This is a genomic window from uncultured Clostridium sp. (genome assembly GCF_900547735.1).
Classification (GTDB): domain Bacteria; phylum Bacillota; class Clostridia; order Lachnospirales; family Lachnospiraceae; genus Otoolea.
Map to the genome: position 1 here is coordinate 154,032 of NZ_URHZ01000001.1, position 26,757 is coordinate 180,788.

The window sequence follows — 26,757 nt, forward strand, 5'->3', positions numbered from 1 at the left end:
AAGATACCCGTCCTTCGGGCCTTTACCGGTTTTGCACAAATACACCCGGACGAAACATCAAAAATGATAAAACAATTATCAAGAACAAGACTATATTTACAATCCTTTTTCTGCAATAATTATAGAAAATAAACATAAAAAGCAAAAAGGAGAAGGGGAATATGTGGGATTTTACTAAAATTATGGAGGCGGTTAACGGGCTGGTGTGGAATAACGCCCTGGTAGCATTGTGTCTGATTACGGGCCTGTATTTTACATTCCGGCTGCGTTTTCCTCAAATCAGGTTTTTTAAAGAAATGGTGAGACTGCTTCTGCACCAGGAGAGCAGCGGGGAAAGCGGGATAACGCCGTTCCAGGCGTTTGCGACTACAATTGGTTCCCGTGTCGGCATGGGAAGCGTTGCGGGCGTGGCGACCGGCATTTATTTTGGAGGACCGGGGGCGGTCTTCTGGATGTGGGTTCTGGGTCTGCTGGGGGCAGGCACGGCGCTGGCGGAATCAGCGCTGGCACAGGCATACAAGGATAAAGTGAACGGCGAATATGTGGGCGGACCGGCGCTGTTTATTGAAAAAGGAATCAAGTGTAAACCTTATGCGGTGGTGTTTGCCCTGGCAACCATATTGGGACCGGGGATCCTGATGCCGGGACTGCATGCCAATTCCCTTGCCAGCACATTCCAGAGGGCATTCGGGACGAACATGATAACGGGCGGCGTCATTCTGGCGGTTTTACTTGCCGTTGTTACCTTCGGCGGAGTAAAGCGCATCGGCCGTTTTGCGGAAAAGGCGGCTCCGGTTATGTGTCTCGTTTACATGGGGCTTGCAATTGGGATCCTGTTTATTTTCGGAAAGAATATTCCTTCGGTGTTAGCTGATATCATAACATCCGCATTCGGGCAGAACGCCGTTTTCGGCGGAATCGCCGGTTCGGCAATCATCTGGGGAGTGAAAAGGGGCGTCTATTCCACCGAGGCCGGACAGGGCTCCGGCGCCATCGTATCGGCGGCAGCGGAGTGCACACATCCGGCAAAACAGGGACTGATTCAGGCATTGTCGGTCTATATCGTTTCCTTTATTGTCTGCACCTCGACGGCCATTATCCTCCTGCTCAGTAAATCCTACAATGTAATCGGGCCGGACGGAGCGTCCTTCCTTGTGGAATATCTTCCGGGAAGCCCCTATGGGATAGGGTGGACACAGGATATCCTGGAATCCGTTTACGGTACGCTGATTGGCGGAAAGGTGTTTGCAGTTATCATCTCGCTTTTTATTTTCACCAGTTTGATTGGTTACTCCTACCAGGCGGAGAGCAATACCAGCTACCTGTTTAAGGGAAATAAAACGGCAATCACAATTATGAGAATTATCTTTATTATCTCCACGTTCTCGGGTGTCCTGATCAACGGCGGAGTCGTCTGGACGATGGGAGATACCGGAGCCGGTCTCATGGCATGGCTGAATATCATCGCAGTGTTGATTTTATCAAAGCAGGTGGTTGCAATTCTGAAGGATTTTGAGAAACAGAAAGCGGAGGGCAGGGATCCGGTCTTTGATCCGGAACAGTTTGGGATTTCCGATGATACGGGAGTCTGGCGCAATTTGAAAAAATAAAGGAAGGAATGGTTATTATGGCAAATACGGTTGAAATAACTCAGGCAGCCGCGGAAACTCCGGTGCTCCGGGAGGCGGCTTTGGAAAAAGAACTGGTATGGATCAATCCGGGTAAAACGGATTTTACTACAGGAACAAAAGGGCAGGAGCTGACCATGGCGGATATTGACGACGCGGAGGAGAGACTGAAGCGGTTTGCCCCGTTCATTATGCAGCGTTTTCCGGAAACAAAGGAGAGGGGAGGCCTGATTGAGTCCGTGCTGAAACCGATCCCCAATATGCAGAAGCTGCTGAACGATACGTATCATGCCGGCCTGGAGGGCAGACTGCTTTTAAAACAGGACAGCCATCTGGCGATTGCCGGCTCCATCAAAGCGAGGGGCGGCATTTATGAGGTGCTCAAGCACACGGAAGACCTGGCTTTAGAGCACGGCCTCATTAACCCGGAGGAATCCTATGCCCGGCTTGCATCCGAAGAAAACCGCCGGTTTTTCAGCCGCTATACGATACAGGTGGGCTCCACCGGAAATCTGGGAATGAGCATCGGGATTATGAGCGCCGCCATCGGATACAATGCAGTTGTACATATGTCCGCAGATGCGAAACAGTGGAAAAAAGATCTGCTGAGGAGCCGCGGCGTGACCGTTATCGAATATGAGTCGGATTACAGCGAGGCGGTAGTAAGCGGCAGAAAATTGTCGGACCAGAATCCAAACAGTTATTTTGTGGACGATGAAAATTCCAGAAATCTGTTCCTCGGGTATGCGGTAGCGGCAAAACGCCTTGTTATGCAGCTTAAGGAGCTGGGAATTACCGTGGATCAGGCTCATCCTCTGTTCGTCTACCTTCCGTGCGGAGTGGGCGGAGCGCCGGGCGGCGTGAGCTTTGGCCTGAAGCAGGTGTTCCGGGATGCGGTGCACTGCTTCTTTGTGGAACCGACACAGGCTCCCTGTATGCTTGCAGGAATGGCGACAAAACTCCATAACGCCATATCCGTACAGGACATAGGCCTGACCGGACTGACCCATGCGGACGGACTGGCGGTAGGGCGGCCTTCCGGTTTCGTGGGAAAGGTCATGGAACCGATGCTGAGCGGCATTTTTACAATCCGGGACGGGAATCTCTATGAATATATGAGAGATCTGCTCAGTACGGAAGATATTTTCCTGGAGCCCAGCGCCTGCGCGGCTTTCACGGGTCCGGCCCATCTGAATGTCTATCAGGAGACGCGGGACTATATAAAGGAACAGGGACTTCAGGATAAAATGGCCGGGTCCGTCCATATCGCATGGGCGACGGGCGGCAGTCTGGTTCCCGATCATGTCAGGGAAGAGTATAAGAATACATACCTGTAAAAACGGTGATTCGGGAAGAAATTACAATGGAAAAAACAATAATCACAATGGAAAAAACAATAATCGCAACGGGTGGGAACAGTCAAAATCCATAAAAAGAAGTGCAATTTCGAGAATATATTCTGAGCGGCGCGCATGCTAGAATGAAGTCATCAACAGGAGATAGCAAAGAAAAGGAGAATGAGGGATGTTAAAGAAAACACATGAAACGGACCCGGAACTTTACGGATTGGTAGTGGATGAGTTACACAGACAGGAACATAATATTGAGATGATTGCCTCCGAGAGCACGGCTCCGCTGGAAGTAATGGAACTTAGCGGCTCCATTTTCACCAATAAGACACTGGAGGGGTATCCGGGGAAACGGTTCCAGGCAGGTTCTGATGTGGCGGATAAAGTGGAAGTGCTGGGCGTGGAAAGAGCAAAAGAATTATTTAAGGCCGACCACGTCAATATCCAGTCCTATTCCGGCTCTACGGCAAACTACACCGTGTTTGCGGCGGCTCTTAACCCCGGCGACACCATTTTAAGCATGAGGCTGGATCAGGGCGGCCATTTGACACACGGAAGCGCAGCCAACTGGGTAAGCAAGATTTACCACCATGAGTTTTACGGGGTGAACCAGGAAACGGAAATGATTGATTACGACGAGCTTGAAAAGAAGGCAAAAGAGGTTAAACCGAAAATGATTATTGCCGGCGCCAGCTCCTACCCAAGGCTGATTGATTATGAGAGAATGGCGGAGATTGCAAAGGAAGTCGGAGCCTATCTGATGGTGGATATGGCCCACATTGCGGGACTGGTTGCCGCTGAGGTGATTCCAAGCCCTATCCCATACGCGGATTTTGTTTCCTCCTCCACGACAAAGACATTCTGCGGAGCCAGAAGCGGAATGGTGTTCTGCAAAGCCGAGCATGCAAAAATGCTGGATAAGGGAACGTTCCCGGGCTGCCTCGGTTCCATCCACCTTGCCACGATGGCGGCGAAAGCATGGTCATTTAAATATGCGGCAACCGACGAATTCAAGGCAATCATGAAACAGGTGCTGATAAATGGAAAAACACTGGCGGACGAGTTAAATAAACACGGATTCCGCGTTGTGAGCGGAACGACGGACAATCACCTTGTAATGGTAGATTTGAGGCCAAAGGGGCTGACCGGAAAACAGTTCCAGATCGCCCTTGATAAAGTGGGAATCACGGTCAATAAAAACCAGATCCCGTTTGATACGGCATCCCCGTTTGTGACAAGCGGAGTCCGCATCGGAGTTACCTCTATAACCCAGAGGGGGCTCAAAGAGGCGGAAGTAAAAGAAATCGTAGAAATTATGGATCAGGTAGCCGCGGCTCCCGAGGATGAGGCCAATCTGGCGGACTGCAAAGCCAAAGCCGAAGCGCTCATCGCCAGATTCCCGTTATATCCGGCGGGAAGCTTTGAAGTATAATTTATATAGAACATCATTTCAACGGTTCGTGCCCGCCTTCTGTAAATCAGCGATTATGGAAGACGGGTATTTTTTATATCATAGGGTGCGCCTATGATATAAAAAAGCCCTCCGGGCAGGATGCGCACTCGCGCGAAGAGGTAATATGCCGCTAAGCGGCAGCGCCCGGCGCGAAAGTCCGGCGAGCCGGACTTTTTTTAGGAGCAGGAAAAAGCAGCGGAAAGCAGAGTAAAAACAGCGGAAAGGCAGGCATATCATGACGGTCACGGAGCAGAAACAGGAGTTACGCAGGGAAGTAAGAAAAATGGTGGAGGGGCTCACCAATAAATACTGTGAGCAGGCGGATCAGGCAATCTGCCGGTCGGTCATCCACTTTGCGGGGTATCAGGAGGCGCGGACCGTTTTCTGCTATGTCGGCACGAAAGATGAGATCAACACGGTCCCCATTCTGAAGGACGCCCTGAGAAGGGGAAAACGGCTGTGCGTACCAAAATGCATTTCCAGAGGAGTGATGGAGGCGTTTTATCTGGACGCTCTGGAAAGCCTGAAAATCGGGCACTATGGGATTTTGGAGCCTCAAAAGAGCGCGGCGGCCGTACCTCCGGAAGCGATCGACCTGGCGATTATCCCGTGTCTTTCCTGCGGCAGTGACGGAAAACGGCTGGGTTATGGCGGAGGTTATTACGACAGGTATCTGTTAAAGACGAAGGCGCAGAGGGTATCCCTGTGCCGGGGGAAGATTATGAGAGAGGATATTCCTGTCGACGGTTATGATCAGGGGATGGATTATGTTATTTCTGAAAAAGGGATTATGGTGGTGAGAAAATAGAACGCCGACGGGATGGCAGGGGCGGGATGGGAGAGGGGGCTTCAGTCCCGGATTTTAGGCGGCCGCGGGTGGGGAATTCGGGCAGAAAAAGTTCCTGCGGGAAATGCTTGCTTTTTCTCCCATTTCTTTTTGGGGATGAATATTGTAAGATTAAGGTACGGGAAATGAGCAATAACGGAGAGGGGATGAAACATTGTTTATACAGAAAAAGGAATGGGGACAAATCAGGTGGCTGCATATACCGGACAAATCGGCGGTGAATCAGACGATCAATGTGGGGTTTACGGAAATTGCCCCGGGAAAAAGGCAGCCGCATCATGTCCACTACGGACAGGAACAGTTTATCTATATTATCGAAGGGGAAGGGCTCTATATTGTCAATGGCAGGGAGCAGGTTTATAAGGCGGGCATGTATCTCTATATGGAGCCGGACTGCACGCATGAGACGGTGAATCTGGGAGAGGGCGTTTTAAAGGAGCTGCTGATTTCAAATACGGCCACCAGTTCTTCCCTGATTGAAATAAAGGACAGCACGGCGGCCGGTAAACACAGTTCCAACATGATTTACACGGCGATAGAGGCGATGCGCACACAGGTGCTGGAATCTTTGCACCTTCCGGTTACTGTTTTTGATGAGGCCGGGGAGGTGGCATGGAAGGGAATGTATTTTCCAGGCTACTGCATTAAAACATGCCATATGGCGGAGGGGGAGGAGGAACCGTGTCCCTGTCTGAAAGCGGATGCGCTGGCCGAGAACGGCGAGGAGATGCAGCAGTTTTTATGTCCGTACGGCCTGACGGTGTTCCATCTTCCCGTCGTCTATAAAAATTCACGGATTGGGACGGTGAGGGGAGGCCATATCCTCTTGTCGGAGTCGGATTCCAGAGTGCATGAGGGCGTTTACGACACCCCGGAAAGCTCCGTCATCGGAATCCGGAAAATTTTAAAACAGATTGTAAAAAGCATTCTGAGCATCTGTGAGTTTAACGAATCCAAGCTTGAAATGATTGATAAGGACAGGCAGATCCGGTTGTCGGAGGAGAGACTTTACACGGTAAATGATCAGGTGACGAATTTAAAGATTAACCACCATTTTCTGTTCAATACGTTAAACTGTATGGCGGATATGGCATTGACCGGAAGCCGGGATTCCCTGTATGATTCGATCATTAATCTGGCAAAGATGTTCCGCTATACGATGGCGGTGGATTTGAGGTTTGTGTCGCTTGAATCGGAACTGGAATATCTCGGAACCTATCTGGATTTGCAGAAACTCCGCTATGGAAAGTCGCTGGAGGTCACGTATCGGATTGACGATGCCATGAAATCGGTCATGGTACCGTTTAATTTCCTGCAGCCGGTGGTGGAGAATGCATTTACCCACGGTTTTGCCGACGTGGACGGCAGAAGGAAGATCCGCATTGAGGTGGAGCCGGACGGAGAGAAGGCGGAAATCCGCGTTTATAATAATGGAAGCAATGTGGATGAAGTCACGTTAAACCGCGTAAAGAGGAGTCTGCCGAACAATAACGGCCATGGGCTTTCTTTTATCTATGATAAGCTGAAGGCGGCTTATGGGACGGAGTTTACAATGGATATCTGCTCGGGGGAGAAGGAGGAAACCTGCGTCAGCGTCACGGTTCCCGCCCGCGCCGGAGAGATCCGTTGTCAGGAAAGATAAGGGGATGATACGGTATGGTTAAGGCAATTATAGTGGACGATGAACCGGCTGTAGCGGCAATTATCACGCATTTTATTGAAAGAGAGCATATTCCCATAGAAATAACCGGAACGGCCGTGAACGGAAGACAGGCCGTGGAGATGATTAAAAAGCAGGACCCGCGGCTCGTTTTCCTGGACATACAGATGCCGCTGATGAACGGGTTCGAGGTGATGAAGGAATGTCCCGATATTCATTATATTATCATAACGGCATATGAATCTTTTGAATATGCGCAGCAGGCGCTGAGGCTGGGGGCCAAGGATATTTTATTAAAACCCGTGGAATATAAGCAGTTTATCCAGGCGATTACGAGGGCAATCGGCTGGCAGTTTACGCCGAATGCAATGGTAAACAGCATCCTGGAATACATAAACGGCCACTACACCCGGAAGGTGGAGTTAAACCAGCTTGCCCAGATGCTTTACACGACGCCCAGCCATATGGCGCGGTTATTTAAAAAACATATGGGGATCAGTATGGTGACTTATGTCAACAAAGTGAGGATTGAGAAAGCCGTGGAACTTTTGAATGACGGCCAGTACAGTATAAAAGCGGTGGCGGAGCTGACCGGCTACGACAGTCTGAACAATTTTTATAAATACTTTAAGATCCACATGGGGATGACGCCTGCGGCCTACTGCCAGAAGCTCAAGACAGGCGGCCGGGAAGATGGGACGAAAAGCCCTTCAAATGAACTTTAACTAATGGCCGTCAGGGGAAAGTCTGCATAAATCCGTAAAGAAAAACGCAAAAACAGGAATATATCGTGCATCGGATCAATGGTATGATTGTCTTATCAAAATACGAGGAGGTCTGTCCGATGAATCTGATCAAAGGAGCCGAAGTCGCAGATGCCATGATCCGGAAGATGAAGGGGTCTATGGAGTTTCAGGAGGGCAAAAAACCATGCCTTGCGATTGTCAGGGTTGGTGAAAAACCGGATGATATTGCATATGAGAGAGGAGCGGTAAAGCGCCTGTCCTCTCTGGGAATAGAATGCAGGCTGGAAATACTTCCGGCCGATGTTACCCAGGAGGAATTTATCGGGCGTTTCAGGGAGGTAAATGAGGATGACGGCGTGAACGGGATACTTTTACTCCGTCCGCTGCCGAACCAGCTCGATGTGTCCGCTGCCGAGAATATGATAAGTCCCGATAAGGATGTGGACGGGATCAGCCCGGTCAACACGGCCAGGATTTATCTGGGAGAAGAGAACGGCTACGCCCCCTGCACGGCCCAGGCCGTCATGGAAATTCTGGATAATATGGACTGTGGACTGCGGGGTAAAAAAGTCGTGATTGTAGGCTGCGGAAAGGTGGTCGGAAAGCCGCTGTCCCTGCTGATGCTGGGAAGGGACGCGACGGTGACCGTATGCAACGAGTTCACGCACGAACTGGAGAAGGAATGCAGAAGCGCCGAAATATTGGTGGCGGCCGCCGGAGTGAGGAAACTTATAAAAGCGGAACACGTATCACCGGAATGTATTGTCATCGACGTTGGAATCAACATGGATGAAAACGGAAAGCTGTGCGGGGATGTGGATTTTGAAAACGTCGCCCCCGTCGTAAAGGGAATCACCCCCGTACCCGGCGGAGTGGGTTCCGTCACCACGTATGTGCTGGCTAAGCATGTGATGCAGGCCGCGGGAATTGCAGTTTAAAAACGTCAACAGGACACCAGACAATTTTAAAAGTCTGGTGTCCTGTTGACGTTTTCAGGGGATGGAATCAGCGAAAAAGAGCATGGAAAGTTAATTGTGCGCCATACAATTCTCCTGTTTTAGTGGTACAATGTTAATGCTATAATTACGGTGAATTCGATACTGCGGCTGAAACGCAGTGAGAAATAAGGAGCAGACTGCAGGATGGACGAAAGAATGAGAAGAAGCCGTAAACGTGTAACAGAAGAAAACACCGGGATTTGTACGGTAAGATCAAAGAGCGGCTTACCGAAGCGCCGTAAGAAAAAGAAGAGAAGAAATGCGGGCAGATTACCCGCGGGATTTAAAATGATATTTGCCGGAAGCGCGGCGGCATTTATATCGGCCTATTGCCTGTTCGGCCTGAACTATAAAAACAAGTTTCTGCCCAATACAATGATTGGAGGAATCCCTGCCTCCGGCCTGACTGCGAATGAGGTAAAAAAACGGTTAGACGGGGCTGTCGGCCGCTATGAACTGGTTCTGGAAGAACGGGGCGGGAGCGAAGAACGGATTTGCGGCAGTGAAATCGGTCTGTCCCCAATTTTCGACGGAACGATGGAAGCAATTTTGAAAGAACAGAAGCCGTTATTGTGGGGATTCCGGTATTTTGGCGGAAAAAAGGAATATCTGCCCGTGTCTTCGGTGGTATTTGACAGAGAAAAGCTGGCAGTTGCAATAGATTCCCTTGATTGCATGAATCCGGAACTGATTACGGAACCGGCCGGCGCATACCTTGCCTGGGAGCCGGAGAAAGGACTTTCGATTGTTCCGGAAGAAATGGGGAATTCCCCGATCCGGGAGCGGCTTTTGGAGGAGATTGCCGATGCGGTTTCAGGGTTAAAAAGCCGGATTTCCCTGGATGAATCGGGCATTTATAAGGAGCCGGAAATTACCGGGGAAGATCCCGGCCTGATAAGCAGAAACGAGGCATTTAAACCCTATACGGATGTGACCGTAACCTACCGTTTCGGCAGCCGGACGGAGGTACTTGACGGAAGCCGCACCCTCAACTGGCTAGCAAAAGGCAGCGGCGGGGAGGTTACCGTAAATAAGGAGGAAGCGGAGGCGTATGTGCAGGAGCTGGCGGAGAAGTACAACACGGCTTACCGGACAAAAGAGTTAAAGACTTCCTACGGACCGGCCGTGACACTGACAAAGGGGCATTACGGCTGGATGATTGACAAGGAGAAGGAGGCCGCGGCTCTGGTTGAGGTGATAGAGAGCGGAGAGAGCCGGGAGAGGGAACCTGTTTACCGGCAGACGGCGGCCAGTCATGACGGCCCGGATTACGGGGATACTTACGTGGAAATGAACCTGACCGCCCAGCATCTGTATTTTTATAAAGGGGGAAAACTTCTGCTCGAATCGGACTTTGTCTCCGGAAATGAATCAAAGGGCTGGAGCACCCCGGCAGGCGCCTATGAGCTGACCTACAAACAGCGCAATGCGGTGCTCCGGGGAAAGAATTACAATACCCCCGTTACATACTGGATGCCGTTTAACGGAAATATCGGGATGCATGACGGATACTGGCGTACCAGTTTTGGAGGAACGATCTATAAAAAGAATGGTTCCCACGGCTGTATCAACCTGCCTCCCGCCGTGGCCAAAACCATTTATGAAAATATAAATGCGGGAATTCCCGTGCTGTGTTACCACCTGGAAGGAACGGAAAACGGAAAAACCACATCCGTTCCGGCCGGAAAGGCGCCTTCATCCTCACCGGCTTCCGGAACTGGGAACGCGGCGCAGGGAGGAACAGCGGCACAGCCGGAAAACAAGAATGGGACGGCGGGACAGCAGAGCAATTGGCCGGAAGTTCCACAGCAGGGGAACCAGCCCGGAACGGCGGAATCCCGGGAGAACCAGCCGGGAGTGCAGTCTCCGGTAAATCCGTCCGGAACGGAACAGCCTCAGGCGGGACAGCCGGAAACCGAACAGCCGCAGGCCGGTCAGCCGGGAATGGAACAGCCGCAGGCGGGTCTGCAGGGAACGGCGGAATCCCGGAAGAATCAGCCCACAGTGCAATCTCCGGTGATTCCGTCCGAATCCGCCCAGTCACCGGACGGCGGTCAGGGCCCTGCAGGACCGGGAAACACAGTCGGCGGGGAGGGCGGACAGCCGGTCATCCCTCCTGTCGGCCAGTCAACCGCCCCGCAATGACCGGAGCTTCAGCCTAACCGAAACCAACCGTACCGCAGAATAAAGGAGAACATTATGCCAATCAATTCTTTCGACGAATATCCGATGTCATGGAAACCGGATAAAGAGGAGCTGACCTATCCCATCTACTATTGTCTTGCGGATATGCTGGAACGTGATATCAGGGGCGGAATTCTGACCGCGAATACGAAGCTGCCTCCCCAGAGGGAGCTGGCCGATTTCCTGGACTTGAATCTCAGCACAATCACAAAAGCATATAAACTTTGTGAGATGCGGGGACTGATTCATGCGATAACCGGAAAGGGAACCTTTGTAGCCCCCTACGCCAACGTGCCCACTTCGACGGTGGAGAAGAGCACCGGCCCCAGGATTGAGCTGGCGCTCATCCATCCCTTTTATGAGTCAAATGCAGCCATCCGTGATTTGACGGTTGAACTACTGAAAAAACCGTTTTCGGAGCAGCTATTTGAATATTCCCATCCGCTGGGCGACCGGGGGCAGATTGTAACCGCGGCCGGGTGGCTGAAACGGTTTGGCCTCGATGCGGACGAACATAAGACGATGATTGCCGCAGGAGCCCAGAATGCCCTGGCAACGGTTCTGTCGACCCTCTTTGAGGCAGGGGACCGCATTGCCGTCGATACTTACACCTACCCTAATTTCATCAGCCTGGCAAACCTTCTTTACCTCCAGCTTGTCCCGATTGAAAGTGACGAATGGGGAATGCGGCCCGATAAGCTGGAAAATGCCTGCCTGCTTCAGAAGGTCAGGGGAATCTATATGATGCCGGCGGGGGGAAATCCCACCAACCATGCATTTTCCGCACACCGCAAAAAGGAAATAGCAGAGATTATACGCAACAGGGATTTAATCGCAATTGAGGACGACAATTATGCCGCTTTGATGGAGCCGCTTTACTCGCCTCTGACGCTGGAAGCGCCGGAGCACTGCATTTTTGTCAGCGGCCTCTCAAAACCGCTCTGTCCGGGACTTCGGATTGCCTATCTGTGTCTGCCGGAGAAATACATCAATGCGATGGAACAGGGAATGTTCAGCCAAAATCTGAAAATTTCCTCCTTAAATATGGAAATTGCCGCCGAGATAATCAGAAGCGGGATGGCGCACAAAATCATACAGAAGAAACGGGCGGCCGCAGTGGAGCGCAACCGGATATACGCCTCATTTTTCCCGGAAAGCGGCCTGCGGAAAGAGTCGTATTACCAATGGCTGGAGCTTCCAAAACAGTGCAGCGGAAAACAGTGTGAGACGGAGCTTAAGTATCAGGGCGTGAGTGTCTTCGGAGCCGAGCGTTTCTCAGTGGGAAATCAAGTGAGGGCCAACGCGGTCAGGGTAGCCACCTGTTCGGCCCGGTCGGATGAAGAACTCCGCCTGGGTCTGAAGGCGCTGCGGGATTTCATAGACAGACAGCAGGAGACGGCGGCGGGATTCATCGTATAAAAAATTACATTCGGGAAAAGGCAGAGGGCATTTTATCCCGCTGCAGAGGCAGGTTGCCGGAAAGCCGTTGCTTTTGCCGGATGGAAAAAATATAATGATACCGTAACAGGATAACCAGTGTGCATCGGGAAGCGGTATCTACCGTCACATGCAGCTTATCAAGGAAGGCAGGAAACCGTGAAACTGACGATTAACCAGGATATGAACCGATTGGAGGAAGAGATCATCATCAACTGCATCTATGCGGATGAACGAATTAAAAAAGCGGCCGATTACATCAGACAGTTTTTCTTTTCCCTGGAGGCAGAAAAAGAGGGCCGGATTTACCGGATTCCGATTGAGGAAATCTACTATGCGGACTCTGTGGACGGCCGGACATTTTTATATGCCAGGGATGATGCCTATGAGGTTAGGCGGACGCTGTCCGCCCTGGAAGAACAGCTTTACCGCACTTCCTTTGTGCGCATCAGCAAAAACTGTATTATGAACACCGCAAAGCTGAAATACGTGCAGCCCTATGTAAACCACAGAATGAAGGCGGAACTGGAGAATGGGGAACAACTGGTGATATCGAGAAACTACATTGAAACCCTGAAAGAGAAGCTGAGAAGATAGGAGAAACCATATGAACCTGATCATAAAAAATTATATACCCTCGTTTGCCATTACCTTTACACTTGTGATTCTCTACACCGGCATCATGACCCTAATCTCGGGTTCAGGCTCTTTAAGTATTGTGTTTGTGGCGGAACTGTCCCTCTATCTTCTGGTAGCGGAGCTGATAGAGGGAATTCTGGACGGAATTAATTTCAGAAGTACGAAGGCGTATCTGGCCGCCGAGGCCGCGCTGATGTATGGGGTGCTGCTCCTGTTTGCCTATTATGGAGACTGGATTCCGTTTACCACGGGGGAAGTTTTAAACCTTACCCTGGCTTTTGCCCTGATTATGGCCGCCGTCCACATCTATTTTTACTGGAGAACGAGGAGCAGCGCCGAGCAGATCAACCGGATGCTGACGGAGCGGGGGAGTTCTCCTATTCGGTAAAACTGTCGACCGGCGTGACGGGAGAAGCGCTTTTGGAGGCCGTCCCGGGATACACGCAGTCCAGGGGCAGCGAAAGTACAAACCTGGCTCCGTGAGCCGGAGATTCTGCATTGCAGGCTTCGGCTCTGCCGCCCATATATTCCATGGCCGTGCGGACGATCGACAGCCCGATGCCGAAATTTCCGCCGGGTCCCTTGTAAAAGCGTTCAAAAACATGGGGGAGATCTTTCTCATCAAATCCCTGCCCGTCGTCGGTGATCACAATATGGACCCAGCCGTCATTTACGCTTATCTCCGAAGTGACCTTCTCGGAGGCATACCTGACACAGTTGGAGATGACATTCCGAAACGCTTTGGATAACAGAGCGGGATCGGCGGATACGGTGATTTTCCCGCGCAGGGGAACGGCCTCAAGACGGATATGTTCCATGAGTTCCATGCCCCGGAGCGCCGTCATTTCATTTTCCATAAAATCATTCAAATCCATGCATGTTTTTTCCAGCGCCAGGCAGCGGCTGTCCATTTTCGAAATGGTGAGGATACCGTCCACAAGTTCTTTCATGCGCATCGATTCCGTGAGGATGACACCGGCTGCTTCATTGTGGTCAGGAAATACGTTGCACTGGATCCCCTGGGCATAGCCGCAGATGGACATAAGCGGTGTGCGCAGCTCATGGGACGCATTCTGAAAAAATACATTCTGCTGACGGTTCATTCTCTCCAAATCCTCAGACATCCTGTTAAAAGAACATCTGAGTTCCTCAATTTCCCGAATGGAGGACCGTTCGTCAATGGGGGAGAAGTTTCCCTTGCCAATGGCATGCGTATGGCGGCAGAGCGCCTGAAGCGGTTTTGAAATTCCGCCCGCGATAATCCAGACGGCAACCAGGGAGAGCAGACACAGAATGCCCGCGATGAGAAGCAGCAGAGTGCCGGTGTAGGAAATGAGGGCACGGGTGTCGGGGACCGCCACATATCCGAACATATATTTATTGCGGACATTTCCGCTGCTTTCGGCCTCATACATACTGAGCAGGTAACGCGTGCCTCCGACCGAGACCTCTTCCACCCCGGAGCCGTCCCCGCTCAGAGTGCCGTTATAGACAGTTTCCCTGCATACCTGATAAAGCGCCTGGGTGTCGGGCTGCTCATTGCCCGACTTCGGGTAGGTGAGCTTCATCCGGGAATTCATTGTCAGAAGCTGTGCCTCCGGCCGATCCTTCCTGATAAATGATTTCACCTGGCTCATAAGTTCCTTCGAAAGGTCTTTTTCATCGGCGCGGTCCCTGTCATCGCTGCCGGAATACAGCGTCTCCGCCGTAGAAACGATGGAATTCATCAGAAACGACAGGCTCTTCCTGGACAGACGGTTCATATACCAGCCGGAGGTGGACGAGAAGATCCCCCAGGACAGAAGGGGAAAGATTACAATCACAACAAGCACGGGGATAAAAATACGCATACGGATACGGGAAATCATCTTCATTCCTCACTTTCACAGTTCAGGCGGAAGCCGAAACCCCACACCGTTTCAACGGAAACTCCGCAGTCTGCATCTTTCAGTTTGCGCCGCAGACGCTTTACAAGATCGTCCGCAACTCTTGTTTCAAGCGTATAATCGGGCAGTTTCCATACCTCTTTCAGAAGTTCCTGCTTGGATACGGCCTGGTTTTTGTGCTCCATCATATAGGTCAGGAAATCAAATTCCATCGGAGTCACGGAAAAAGGCTGATTTCCGGCCGTAATGGAGCGGGAGCCGCGTTCCAGCCTGAGGCCTCCATACACCAGTGCTGTTTCGGGCTCAGGCTGTCCGTACCCGGCGCGCCGGAATAAGGCCCTGACCCGGGTGACCAGCTCCAGGGGAAGAAACGGTTTGACCATATAATCATCGCTGCCCAGCGTAATTCCGGTGACGCGGTCGAGAGGGCTGTCCTTGGCGGACACGATGATGATGGGAACCTGGCTTATTTTCCGTATTGCAGCGCAGAGAGTAAGACCGTCCGTGCCGGGCATCATGATATCGAGAATAATCAAATCGGGGCATGATTCGGTAAAAGCGGCAAACAGACTGTCGCCGTCCGAAAATGTCTCCACCTCATATCCTTCATTAGCCAGAAAGGTCTGTATTAAAGTGCGTATATGAAATTCATCATCTGCCACATAGATGCGTTTTGCCATAGCTGCCTCCGAAATTTTTTTCTTTAGATGTATATTACCATTCCGACAGGAATTCGTAAACGTCTGCCACAATTTTGCCACAGTTTCGGCCTTTTATGGCCGGGGTGGAAAATGGTATGATTGGGATGTCAAAGAAACATCATCACAAGCCGGACATCGAAAGGAGAAAGAACCATGAAAAAAACACCGTTAATATTATGCACGGCAGCGCTTGTCTGCATTATGAATTTTCCGGTATTTGCGGCAGGGACAAAGTCAGAGTATAAAAATGAATCGGCGCAGATTCGCCGGGAGATGGAGAACACGGGCAAAGAAATCAAGAGTCTTAAGGCGGAGAATAAGGCAGTTTCCGATGCGTGCAAGGCCGCAAAAAAGGCTCAGAAAGAGGCCGGGAAACTGAAAGAAAACAAGGAGCTGTGGAAACAGGTGAATGCGCTGAAGGATAATCTGGAGGATGCACGCGTTTCCTATGTGGAAGCCGACAGCCAGGTAAAAGTCCTGAAGGCAAAGAACCGCCAGGATGCAAAGGACAAAAAATATGATGATGCCATCTCAAAACTGAACCAGGCCCTGGAACAGAAGAAAGACGCCCTCGACAGCGCCAGACAGATGAATGAAATATGGGATCAGATTGAGCAGCTTATAAAATAGGTGTGAACGTATCAGAGCCGCTCAAAAAACGTTTGTACGGATATAAAATTACACTTCGTAAACTCTTTACCTAAACAATTTACCTTCATAAAAAGGAGTGAAAAGACAGTCTCAGTCTTTTCACTCCACCTTCGGATGTCCCGGAGCCACGGCAGAATTGCCGGGAGGCTTTGGGACATTCCGGAATTTATTCCGGCTGTTTGATCAGAACAAGGTCGCAGTCCGTAAATTTCTGCACAGGGGAGAATGCTTCCCCCTTTTTTATACTTTCAATCAGGATGTCCACGGACTGGACGGCAATTTCTTTCGGGCGCTGCGTGACAACGCTCACGATCTTATCATAAATATTCTTGTTGAAACCGGCGCTGTACTCGGTGAACGGTATCATAAAATCGTCAAACACCCCAATCTCAAAATCATTATGCTCCAGATACTTAGTCTCATGAATCAGGTTGATAAAATTAGGGACATCCCACGCCGTATTGATGATAAATGCACTGAACTTCTGCGAGGAATTTAAGAGCGAGAAGATCGGCTGCTGCCTGTAATCGCGGTCCGGATAAATTATCTCATTGTATCCGGGAAGTCCGTGTTTGTTCATTGCGGCATAATATCCGTTCAAGCGTTCCAGGGATACATTGGTCAGGGTGGATTTGTCCTGGATGATACTTAATATATTCTGGTGGCCTCTGGCGATCAGGCTCTCGGTCAGGAGGTACATATAATCCCGGTTCTGCGAGGAGACAATGGAAAAACGTTTATCATTGGGGTAGCAGTCGATAAAGACCACGGGCAGTTCCCATTCGTGCAGTTTTTCGATGTAATTCCTGTTATTGCTGTTGGCGAAGGAGTTCAGGATAATGCCGTTCACACCCAGCGTATGGCAGAGTTCCAGGTATTTTAATTCCAGGGCGCTGTCCTCTTTGCTGTCAAACACAATGACGGAATATCCGTTGTCATAGGCGTGTTCAATGACACCCTCCGTAATCTGGGCGAGGAACTGGAAGTTCAGGTTCGGCTGTATGAGGGCAATCGTCTTGTTGAGCCGCGGCGAGGATACACCGGTAAGAATCTGCCCGGAAGGGATATAATCCAGTTCATTCGCGATTTTCAAAATCTGCGCTCTTTTCTGTTCGGACACTCTGACGGGCCTGTTGTTGAGAACTCTTGATACGAGGGCCTTGGAAACATGCGCCTTGTCGGCTATCACCTGCAGTGTTACGTTTGCGTTTTTCATACCGTTGCCTCCTGATTTAGATAAAAGTTTATCATATAAATGAATTTATCAATTTTTGAATGGAATGTCAATCTGATTTTGTCGGTCTGTAAAATAATAATAGGATGTAAAAACATATTTTGATATAAAATTAAGAAAAATAAAATGGATAAATCAGGAAATTGTGGATATTGACCAAAAATTAACCGATAAATTTGTGAGATATGGCGGTGAAAAAGTTCTTGTGATAAAAGTTGCACCAATGCTAGTATTGTATCAACGGATACAGGTAATACAGTACGGCAGGGTAAAGGTTTAAGACGGAATGAACCGATACACGGCAGGTAAAAGCGAAGAGAGCAGGAGGCTTAATATGATTATTGACGCGCATATGCATTTGGCAGAGAGCAGCGGTTTTTCGGCAGAGACATACGGGAAATACGGGATGTCGTTTCCGGAAAAAACGACGGATGTGGATTTCCTGGTGGAGAGCTACAGGCGGGCGGGAGTAGAAAAAGCGGTCGCAATGGGACAGGCGATGCGGAGGATCTTCGACACTTCATTTGGTGAAGAGTATGTGATGGAATGTTATCACAAATATCCCGATTTTTTTATCCCGTTTTGCAGCGTAGAGGCGGTGGACAAGGGAGGACGGTTCAATAAGAAAGACTTCGAATACCTGAAACGGGCCGTTCTGGAAAACGGATGCAGGGGCGTTTTGATGGCTCCTCCGTTCAGCCATTACCATTCTAATGTAAACGCGGCCTATCCTTTCTACGAATTTGCGGATGAACAGGGAATTGTGGTCCAGTTCCACCACTCTGCGCAGATCGGAAAGGCAATTCTGGCGCCGGCCGAGTACACCTCGCTCTACGACCTGAATGAGATAGTCCTGGATTTTCCGAACCTGAGAATCAATGTGGAGCATCTGGGATACCCCTGGGCGGAACAGCTCTTTACGCAGATGGCTACGGATGAGAATCTGTATACGGATCTGGCCATGTGCTACGACCGGGAAGTTTCGACGGTCTGGAACCTGGTTCTGGCGAAAGAATACGGCGTGATCGGCCAGGTGATGTTTGCCACCGACTTTGTGGCCTGCAATTTCGACTGTTTTGGGGCGGATCCCTATGACGACGTGACGCGGTGGGCGGAATACGTGACAAAGAAGATAAATGCCATATGTAAGGCCAGCGGATGGCCGCTGTTCACCGGGGAGGAAATTGACGGGATTATGTATCGGAATGCGGCAAGGCTGCACAGGATTCAGGTTTAAACCGGCAATCTGAGGGAGTTTTATATGAGTGAAAACATTCTGGAAATGAGACATATTTACAAAAGCTACGGCGGCATTGAGGCCCTGACGGATGTGAATCTGGAACTGGGAAAGGGAGAGGTTCTGTGCCTCTGCGGTGAGAACGGAGCCGGTAAATCGACATTAATGAAAATCCTGGCGGGTGTCGAGAAACCGACCTCGGGAGAAATCTTCATTGACGGCGGGAAAGTACAGATTGAACGCCCCCTGGATGCCATCCGCCTGGGAATCAGCATGGTGCACCAGGAGCTGGTACAGATTGAGGAGATGACCGTGGCAGAAAATATTTTCGTAGGACGGTATAAGGCGAATGCGGGAATTGTGGATGGAAAGGGACTGAAGAGAGAGGCCGAGGAGCTGATGGACCGGCTCGGAATCCATTTTCCGCCGGATTCGCTGGTGCGGCAGTACAGTGTTGCACAGCGCCAGTTAATTGAGATTGCAAAGGCCCTGTCCTACGACGCGTCAATTATCATCTTCGATGAACCGACGGCGGCCCTCACCACCGAGGAGACGGAAAATCTCTATCAGATTATCAGAAAGCTCAGGGAGGAAGGAATTGCGGTAATTTTGATTTCCCACAGGATGGAAGATATCTTTGCCGTCGGCGATCGGGTGGAGGTGCTGCGTGACGGGAAACCGTCGGGTTCATTAAGCGTCGGCGGGGCTACGGTGGACGGCATTGTCAGAATGATGATAGGAAGACAGCCGGATCAACAGTTTCCCGATAAAACCAACCGGGCCGGTGACACGGTACTGGAGGTGAAACATCTGACCAACGGCCGAATTACGGATATCTCATTCGAACTGAAGAAGGGAGAGATTCTGGGCGTGGCCGGTCTGGTGGGAGCGGGGAGAACCGAGCTTCTCAGGGCGATTTTCGGAGTGGATGCCTGCGAGGGGGAGCTGATTCTTGAGGGAGTTCCCATTAAGAACCATTCGCCTGCGGAAGGGCTGAAAAGAGGATTTGCCCTGGTGCCGGAGGACAGAAAAGATCAGGGGTTAATTCTGGAACAGTCAATCCTGCAGAATCTAATTCTCAGTGTACTGAAGAAGATTTCCGCATTCGGAATAATGAGCCGGAAAAAATCGCAGGAGCTGAGCGGGGAGTATATTGATAAACTGAAAATCCGCTCTTCCGGAAGCGAAATGATGGTCCGCATGTTAAGCGGAGGCAACCAGCAGAAGGTGGTGCTCGGCAAATGCCTGGCCTCATCCCCGTCCATCCTGCTTCTGGATGAACCGACCAGGGGAGTGGACGTCGGCGCAAAGGCCGAGATATACAGAATTATCAATGAACTGGCCACGGATGGGCTGTCGATTATCGTGGTGTCCTCGGAGATGACGGAACTCCTGGGAATCAGCGACCGGATCCTGGTAATGCACGAGGGATATCTGTCCGGGGAGCTTAAGAGGGAAGAGGCGACGGAGGAGGCGATAATGAAGCTGGCAATTTCGCATTCTTCAAGAATCTTTATGAGAGGTGAATTATGAAGACAAAAGAAGGAACTGGAGTCGGTATGTGGCAGAAGATAAAGCGCTCAAAATACTTTGAGCTGTCCGGACTGTTTTGCCTGATCATCGTGTTTTCCGCAGTCGTCCAGAGCTACAGCGGTAATTTCCTGACGCTGGCCAATGCGAACAATGTCCTGAAGGAAATCGTGGTGTACGGGATTCTGGCATGTGCTTTGGCGTTTCCGTTGATTAACGGCACTTTTGATCTGTCCATCGAATCCGTCAGCGCCCTTGGGGGTACCTGCTGCGCGCTGCTCGTCACGGACGGACTCTTCGGAATTAAGACGAATCTTTTCTGCGCCGTCCTGATTTCCGTTGTTATCTGCTGCATCTTCGGTGCGGTGAACGGGCTGATTGTGTCCAGGACAAAGATTGACCCTTTTATCGTGACACTGGGAACGCAGACCGCCATCAGGGGTATTGTTTATATTGTCTGTAAGAATACGGCCGTGACTTCCCTGCCTAAGGCATTTAAAAATTTAAGTTCCGGCAAACTTTTCGGAATCTCCATTTCCATTTATATTCTGATTGCGGTATTTGTGCTGGTGGCTGTTGTGCTGGGGAAGACGACTTACGGCAAGAAGATTTATGCAATCGGCGGAAGCTACCAGGCGGCTTTTATATCCGGTATCAACGTGAAGCGGATCCGGTTTTCCGCCTATGTTATAAGCGCCGGTCTGGCCTGCATCGCGGGAGTGCTGTCCACAGCGCGGGTAGGTTCCGCCACGCCGAATGCGGGGAGCGGTTATGCGGCTATCGCCATTTCCGCCTGTGCGATCGGGGGTGTCTCCCTCAACGGTGGCAAAGGGATGGTTCTGGGCGTCTTTCTGGGGGCTCTGATGATGGGAATGATTACGAATGGAATGAACCTGATGTTTATCGGCTCCAACTGGCAGTATGTGGTGAGGGGCAGCCTGATGGTGCTGGCCGTGTTCTATGCGCAGTGGTTTAACCGGATATCAGGTAAAGAGACAAAGAAAAAGTAACTTTTAAAAGGAGATAAATTAAAAAAGCAAAGGAGAGGTGTATTATGAAACGAAAGATGACGGGTGTATTACTGGCGGCGGCAATGGCGGCATCACTGCTGGGCGGGTGCGGCAGCAAACAGGAAGAGACGAAAGAGGCGGCAAAGACGGAGGAAAATACCGCCAAAGAGGCTGATGGTGAAGATACGAAGGCGGAGGAGCCAAAGACGGAGGCGGATAAAAAAGCAGCGGGTGAAGAGCTTACGATTGCAATTGTTCCCTGGAATATGGCAATGTCCTTTGAGTCATCTTTTGCCTACACCGCGCAGGCGGAGATTGAATCCAGGGGATGGAAAGCAGTAATCATGGATCCGGCCGGGGACTGGGCATCCGAATATACGATTATTGAGAACCTCGTCACACAGGGAGTGGATGGAATCATTTATACGGCCATCGACACGGACGGCGCCAACGATGCGGTGGCAATCGCCAGAGAAGCCGGAATCCCGATTGTGGACTTCGACTGCCTGGCATCGGACGGCACGGCGGATGCATCGGTGTGCTACGACGATTATCAGGGCGGAGTCATGGCGGCGGAACAGTGCATGGAGGCTCTGGACGGTAAGAAGGACGCACAGATTATCGTGTTTGAGGACGAGCCGTCCATCGCATCCAGCGGCCTGAGAATCAACGGATTTAAGGATTACCTAGCGGAGAATTATCCCGACGTGGAGGTAGTGATGAACCGTGCGTCGGACAGAACTTCCGACGGATGTTATATCTGGGCAACCGATATGATTACGGCTTACCCGGATGCCGACGCCTTTTTCTGCTATTGGGCCGAGTGTACGATGGCAGCATACAATGCGCTTCAGGATGCCGGAAAGACGGATGTCTACGTAATCGGATACGACGCAACCGAGGAGCAGAAGGAACTGATGGTGAATTCGGGAGAGGACTGCAGACTTTACGCCAGCCCGGGTATGTCTTCCGTAAAGATGGCGGTCAAATGCGTGGAATTTATGGAACAGATATTAAACGGCGAATACACGAGAAGCGGCCCGGAGGACATCTTTGAATTCAAACCCGAACTGCTGACCGTGCATAATGCGAAGGAATTTGATATTGATAAGTAAATGCTTTTTCGCCATCGGATTCAATATTTCATGGACGAATACAAAGAATCAGGCCTGGTATGACCTGGCCGGATGTTTTGCATGAATTACATGTAAGCGGTTTAAATACAGCCGATGAGCGTCCGTATCAAAGGGAGGGGAGCAAAACCGGTTTATGCTGGCTTTGCATCCCTTCTTTTTATTGAGCGGCAATGAAAAGTTCGCGAAGCGTGCTTTTCGTTGTTGAGTGGCAATGAAAAGTTCGCGAAGCGTACTTTTCGTTGTTACGAAGGAAGGTTCTATTGAAGCGCCACATCCTTCATCCATGCAAACATCTGCTCCATATTATAATCACCGCAGTGCTCTTTTCCCCATGCAAACTGGAAGTCCACATTTTTACCATACTGTTTGAGCTTTTCAGCAAATATAAGCGGTATGGCCCAGGAGGTATGGCAGTCCAGGGAGCCGTGGCGGATTCGCCAATGCCCGGCTGTGTCGGAGGTTTTACCGTCCAGGTACTCCATGGGATTCATCATCCGCACCAGTTCCGGCTGCGCCAGAGAGCCGCCGCCCGTATCATGGGTGAGACCGTATTTCGTGAAATGCTGAAACTGACTTGCCGCCGTTCCGAACAGCTCGTTTTCTGCTGAAGTGTTTTCCCAGTCATCAAAAGCGGGAACCGGTTTCATCCTTCCGGCGGCTTTCACATGGCCGTCGAGATGAAAGGTCACGGCCTTTCCCTCTTCGATGTGAAGGTTCGGACAGCCGGACAGATCCCTGCCGTGGTCCAGGGCCGTCTGGGCGGATTCTCTCATGAGGTCCGACAGGTGCTCCCGGAAGCTGCCCAGGCCGTCCGCGCCAAGCCTCAGCGGCGTCCCATTACCGTCTTTTAAATCCAGTCCGTTTAGATAGGAAATAAACATTTGCCGCAGCTCCCTGGAAGCGTCCTTTTGGGCGGAGGTCAGGAGGCCTTCGAACGGTTCCGGAATAACTTTGCCGTTTTCCGTGTGGAAGCGGAGGGAATGGAATTCGTCCAGTCCTTCCAGCAGCCATTCATAGGCCATGTCGGCGTGCTCCAGATTCATGATCGGGCAGAAGCAGGAAGCGGCAAAGATATCATCCCTTTCATTTGCCGCACCCAGCTTTTCCAGATAAGGCTCGTAATCGGGGCAGTTTCCCGTTGTGCCTAAAAGTGCCGACAGAGCCCCTCCCGCACTGGTTCCGTTGCTGATAATCCGTTCGGTATCACCGGGGAAACGGCCGCGGTTATGGCGTAGATAGCGCACGGCCGCCTTGAGATCGACGATGGCGGCCGGAGCGCAGCCGACGAAATGTCCCTGCCGGTCCTGAAGGCTGCGTCCTCTTGAGGCGGGAGCTGCAACGACAAATCCCTTTTGGAGTGCCACGAACAGGGAATTTACCTGATCCCTGGCCCAGAGACGGAAATTGAATCCGGGCTGGTCTGCACGGCCGGCTGCATAAGCGCCCACAGCGTTGGGAAAAAAGATGGGAGCCGTTTCGGCGGAAAATCCGTTGATTGTTTCACCGTGGTAGTAACCCTCTGGAACAAACAGATTCATTTTCTGGAACTCCGGATAGACGGGATTTTCCACATAAAGCAGATCGCAGAATGAGCGGTAAGTGATGGAGGAACCTTTAAGTTCCAGTGTTTTTACCTGATAGTGAGCCGAATTAAACTCTAATGTATCTGACATAGTCTGTCTTCCTTTCTCTGATTAATATGAATTTCATCATCAAATGTGAATTTCATCAACAATTATAAATCTCATCAATAAAATACGAAGTGTTTCTCCGGAGATGTTATACACCGAAGTAAATGGGCATCCAGATAATGGATACAATCATTTCCACCAGGATAACCGGCGCTCCGAACAGAACGGCCTCCCGGATTGAATATTTTCCGGCTCCGAAGGCCACTGCGGCGGTCCCGGATGCCATTGGCGTCATAATTGCCGTGATGGAGGATAATTCCAGAGCGCAGATGACGGGAAGAGCGCTGACTCCGCAGTTCATGCAGGCCAGAATCGCCAGGGGGGTCAGGATATTGACGAGGCCGCCGTTTTCCATGAACTGCGTCATAATTACGCAGAACAGGAAGCAAACTGCGACTACCACCGTGGCGCTTTCGGTATTGCCGATGAATCTGCCGATCTGGACGGCAAGTATATCGGCAGCTCCGCTGTTGGTCAGGGCCGTTGCCATGGAGAGCATGCAGCCGACCATAATCACCGGGCTGTGCACCAGGCTGTCCGTTACGGCTTTTCCGTCCATTACGCCCAGGATGACGACAAGAAGGGCGGCGGTCACGGAGATTTGGCCGGCGGAAAGTCCCAGGCGGCTGCTGAAGAAGAGAGCCGTCATGGAGAGGACAAAAATAACATAGACCGCATTTTCCTTCCATCTCGGAAGCGTGGATACCAGTTTGGACCGCATATCCGGCGCGGTGCAGGGGGTGTCGCCGGGATTCGATTTCGGCAGCAGTTTGTAGCCGATTAAAATGACAAAAACAATGGCCGCCAGGGCGCCGGGAATACGTGAGGCGCAGATATCGTAGATTTTCATGGACTCCGTGCTGCCCAGATTGGCTAAAAACTCATTTTTCTGCAGAAACAGGACAGTGCTCATTCCAATGGGAAAGAATCCGATTCCAAGCTGTGCGCCGAGGGCAGCCGGCAAAATCAGCCTGGACTTCGGAACGCGGGAGACGGCGGCCAGCTCCGCCAGCAGCGGGAGACAAATAACGAGAGCCGGTGTTGCGGCCATGAACTGGCACATGATAAACGGAAACAGAATCGCCGCCGCTACCATCACCCGGTCCCCGCCCTTCACCCTGATTAGAAAGTTGGAGATATTGCCCAGCAGTCCCGTCTTCTGAAGAGCACCGCCCAGAACCAGCATGCCGAGCATTGAGATGATGGTATTTCCGACAAAATTCCCCCAGGCCTCCTGGGTATTTAAAACACCCGAAACCCACAAAACAGTAATCGCACCGATGCATCCGAGTTCCGTGGGGATTTTCTTCCAACTCAGCGTAACGCAGATAAAAATAAATGCAATAAGAACCAATACAATATGAAACGTCATGGCTTTCCTCCTCTTTTTGAACGAAATTCTTGTAAAAAACGCTTTCGAAAGACTAAGAAAAATATACCACAGACTGCATTTGATTCCCATTCCCGATCTTATCATGTTGATTCTTATCTTATCCTGTATTTACTTAAAAAACGCTTTACTTCGATTGGATTTGTCGTGATCTTACCATCACACATTCCATTCTTGTCATTCCGCCCTTGTCAGGCCGGAGGGGGCGGTTTATAATTAAGACGATCCCCATGTCCGAGAGTGAAAAGATAGGAGCAGTTTATGTGGAGTATAGACTTTCAGGAGGAACCCCAGGCATCCGGCAGCAACCGCCTGCCGGGACCGTTTATCAAGGCGTACCATTTCAGTTTTTTAGATTACCTGCCAAACTGGTATTTTTTCTGGCACCTTCACAAAAGTGCGGCCGAACTTGTTGTCATCACGGCGGGGCATGGCTTTTTAAATATTGGAAATAAGAAAATTCCTTTGACAAAGGGATATGTCTGCATCGTTCCGCCCCATATCCTTCATTACTATTCCAGTTCAGAACATGATGCCCTGAACTATTACAGTATTGGGATACGGACGGAGGATACGGATAATGAACTGGCTTCCTTTTTTCGGAATCTGGACTGTTCCGTGATACCGATGGAAAATGAGAACTGTTTTCTGGAATCGAGCTGCCGGGTGCTGGCTGCCCAGCTTAAATCAAATGGGAATTGTGCCGACGAAGTCTTTCAGTCGGTGCTCTATGGAATGCTGATATGGATCCGCCGCCAGGCTCAGACAATGAGAATCGAGCCGGTAGTCCATTCCAAGTTTGCAATCCAGGATGTGCTGGCCTATATTTCGGAGCATTATTCGGAAAATCTGAACCTGAACCAGCTTTCCCACCGGTTCGGCATCAGCCCTGTGCACCTGAGCCGCCTGTTTAAACAGGTGTGCGGAATTTCTCCGATCAATTACGTCATTTACTACAGAATTACGCAGGCGGTGATCATGCTTCAGAGAACGGATATGAGTATTGCGGAGATCACAAGCGCGGTCGGATACCAGAACCAGGCGCATTTTACCAAGCTGTTCAGCCAGCATATCGGGTATACGCCTACGGATTTCCGGACGAAAATAAAGGCGGAGCAGAGAAGTATACATAATAGTTCGGTCTTTTAAGGGGGGAGTTAGTTGAGATGCGAGGACGCCGCTGTAAGATGGCGGACGGGGGAGTGGGAGGGGGTGGATGAGTCTTCAGTCCCGGTTTGTAAGGTATGGTGAGGGGGAAGGAAGGAGAAAACTTTCCGAAGGGGACCTTGGAATCTGCCGGTGCTTGATGACACATTGAGCACTTAGCGAGGTCTCTTCGAGCTTAGTGCA

Annotated in this window: 22 protein-coding genes; 17 read left to right on the forward strand and 5 right to left on the reverse strand. The window is 50.7% G+C overall.

Features of this window, described 5'->3' with window-relative positions; translation table 11 throughout:
* Positions 1-161 precede the first annotated feature (161 nt).
* From QZT18_RS00690 to QZT18_RS00740, 11 genes are all read left to right on the forward strand, one after another.
* On the forward strand, positions 162-1,610 hold the full coding sequence (locus QZT18_RS00690; RefSeq protein ID WP_294143551.1) for a sodium:alanine symporter family protein: 1,449 nt from the start codon (positions 162-164) through the stop codon (positions 1,608-1,610).
* Positions 1,611-1,627: 17 nt separating this feature from the next.
* Positions 1,628-2,965 (forward strand): D-serine ammonia-lyase, encoded by a 1,338-nt coding sequence (locus QZT18_RS00695; protein WP_366925767.1) that lies wholly within the window; start codon positions 1,628-1,630, stop codon positions 2,963-2,965.
* Between the two features lie 187 nt (positions 2,966-3,152).
* Entirely contained in the window at positions 3,153-4,409 is a 1,257-nt protein-coding gene (gene glyA, locus QZT18_RS00700) for a serine hydroxymethyltransferase (RefSeq protein WP_294143553.1), read from the forward strand.
* Positions 4,410-4,665: 256 nt separating this feature from the next.
* Positions 4,666-5,238, forward strand: a complete 573-nt coding sequence (locus QZT18_RS00705; RefSeq protein ID WP_294143554.1) for a 5-formyltetrahydrofolate cyclo-ligase — start codon at positions 4,666-4,668, stop codon at positions 5,236-5,238.
* A gap of 193 nt (positions 5,239-5,431) precedes the next feature.
* Complete coding sequence (locus QZT18_RS00710; RefSeq protein ID WP_294143555.1) at positions 5,432-6,919, forward strand: histidine kinase; 1,488 nt, start codon at positions 5,432-5,434, stop codon at positions 6,917-6,919.
* Between the two features lie 14 nt (positions 6,920-6,933).
* Entirely contained in the window at positions 6,934-7,662 is a 729-nt protein-coding gene (locus QZT18_RS00715; RefSeq protein WP_294143556.1) for a response regulator, read from the forward strand.
* 119 nt (positions 7,663-7,781) lie between these two features.
* Positions 7,782-8,621, forward strand: a complete 840-nt coding sequence (locus tag QZT18_RS00720; RefSeq protein WP_294143557.1) for a bifunctional 5,10-methylenetetrahydrofolate dehydrogenase/5,10-methenyltetrahydrofolate cyclohydrolase — start codon at positions 7,782-7,784, stop codon at positions 8,619-8,621.
* 204 nt (positions 8,622-8,825) lie between these two features.
* On the forward strand, positions 8,826-10,826 hold the full coding sequence (locus QZT18_RS00725) for a L,D-transpeptidase family protein (protein ID WP_294143558.1): 2,001 nt from the start codon (positions 8,826-8,828) through the stop codon (positions 10,824-10,826).
* Between the two features lie 54 nt (positions 10,827-10,880).
* Positions 10,881-12,284: a PLP-dependent aminotransferase family protein gene (locus tag QZT18_RS00730; protein WP_294143559.1), complete on the forward strand. Its 1,404-nt coding sequence runs from the start codon at positions 10,881-10,883 to the stop codon at positions 12,282-12,284.
* A gap of 177 nt (positions 12,285-12,461) precedes the next feature.
* Positions 12,462-12,899, forward strand: a complete 438-nt coding sequence (locus QZT18_RS00735) for a LytTR family DNA-binding domain-containing protein (RefSeq protein WP_294143560.1) — start codon at positions 12,462-12,464, stop codon at positions 12,897-12,899.
* Between the two features lie 10 nt (positions 12,900-12,909).
* A complete protein-coding gene (locus tag QZT18_RS00740; RefSeq protein ID WP_294143561.1) occupies positions 12,910-13,329 on the forward strand; it encodes a DUF3021 family protein in 420 nt (139 codons plus the stop codon).
* Here the strand turns inward: QZT18_RS00740 and QZT18_RS00745 are convergent.
* Both QZT18_RS00745 and QZT18_RS00750 read right to left on the reverse strand, forming a co-directional pair.
* Positions 13,319-14,809: a HAMP domain-containing sensor histidine kinase gene (locus tag QZT18_RS00745; RefSeq protein WP_294143562.1), complete on the reverse strand. Its 1,491-nt coding sequence runs from the start codon at positions 14,807-14,809 to the stop codon at positions 13,319-13,321. The two genes, QZT18_RS00740 and QZT18_RS00745, sit on opposite strands and share 11 nt — an antisense overlap.
* A 2-nt stretch (positions 14,810-14,811) precedes the next feature.
* Positions 14,812-15,507, reverse strand: a complete 696-nt coding sequence (locus QZT18_RS00750) for a response regulator transcription factor (protein ID WP_294143563.1) — start codon at positions 15,505-15,507, stop codon at positions 14,812-14,814.
* Positions 15,508-15,681: 174 nt separating this feature from the next.
* Here QZT18_RS00750 and QZT18_RS00755 point away from each other — a divergent pair, with 174 nt between their 5' ends.
* Positions 15,682-16,158: a hypothetical protein gene (locus QZT18_RS00755; RefSeq protein WP_294143564.1), complete on the forward strand. Its 477-nt coding sequence runs from the start codon at positions 15,682-15,684 to the stop codon at positions 16,156-16,158.
* Between the two features lie 187 nt (positions 16,159-16,345).
* Here QZT18_RS00755 and QZT18_RS00760 read toward each other — a convergent pair whose 3' ends face one another.
* Complete coding sequence (locus tag QZT18_RS00760) at positions 16,346-17,395, reverse strand: LacI family DNA-binding transcriptional regulator (protein WP_294143565.1); 1,050 nt, start codon at positions 17,393-17,395, stop codon at positions 16,346-16,348.
* 352 nt (positions 17,396-17,747) lie between these two features.
* Here QZT18_RS00760 and QZT18_RS00765 point away from each other — a divergent pair, with 352 nt between their 5' ends.
* From QZT18_RS00765 to QZT18_RS00780, 4 genes are read left to right on the forward strand one after another with little or no spacing between them, the layout of a single operon-like run.
* Positions 17,748-18,650, forward strand: coding sequence for an amidohydrolase family protein (locus QZT18_RS00765; RefSeq protein WP_294143566.1), 903 nt, complete (start codon positions 17,748-17,750; stop codon positions 18,648-18,650).
* A 24-nt stretch (positions 18,651-18,674) separates the two neighbouring features.
* A complete protein-coding gene (locus QZT18_RS00770; RefSeq protein ID WP_294143567.1) occupies positions 18,675-20,183 on the forward strand; it encodes a sugar ABC transporter ATP-binding protein in 1,509 nt (502 codons plus the stop codon).
* Positions 20,180-21,190, forward strand: coding sequence for an ABC transporter permease (locus tag QZT18_RS00775; RefSeq protein ID WP_294143568.1), 1,011 nt, complete (start codon positions 20,180-20,182; stop codon positions 21,188-21,190). The genes QZT18_RS00770 and QZT18_RS00775 overlap by 4 nt, the downstream gene beginning before the upstream one ends.
* A gap of 44 nt (positions 21,191-21,234) precedes the next feature.
* Positions 21,235-22,305 carry a sugar ABC transporter substrate-binding protein gene (locus QZT18_RS00780; protein ID WP_294143569.1) on the forward strand — a complete coding sequence of 357 codons (1,071 nt, stop codon included), beginning with the start codon at positions 21,235-21,237 and terminating at the stop codon, positions 22,303-22,305.
* Positions 22,306-22,583: 278 nt separating this feature from the next.
* Here QZT18_RS00780 and QZT18_RS00785 read toward each other — a convergent pair whose 3' ends face one another.
* Positions 22,584-23,999, reverse strand: coding sequence for a subtype B tannase (locus QZT18_RS00785; RefSeq protein WP_294143570.1), 1,416 nt, complete (start codon positions 23,997-23,999; stop codon positions 22,584-22,586).
* 106 nt (positions 24,000-24,105) lie between these two features.
* Entirely contained in the window at positions 24,106-25,389 is a 1,284-nt protein-coding gene (locus QZT18_RS00790; protein WP_294143571.1) for an SLC13 family permease, read from the reverse strand.
* A gap of 279 nt (positions 25,390-25,668) precedes the next feature.
* Here QZT18_RS00790 and QZT18_RS00795 point away from each other — a divergent pair, with 279 nt between their 5' ends.
* A complete protein-coding gene (locus QZT18_RS00795) occupies positions 25,669-26,556 on the forward strand; it encodes an AraC family transcriptional regulator (protein WP_294143572.1) in 888 nt (295 codons plus the stop codon).
* Positions 26,557-26,757 lie beyond the last annotated feature (201 nt).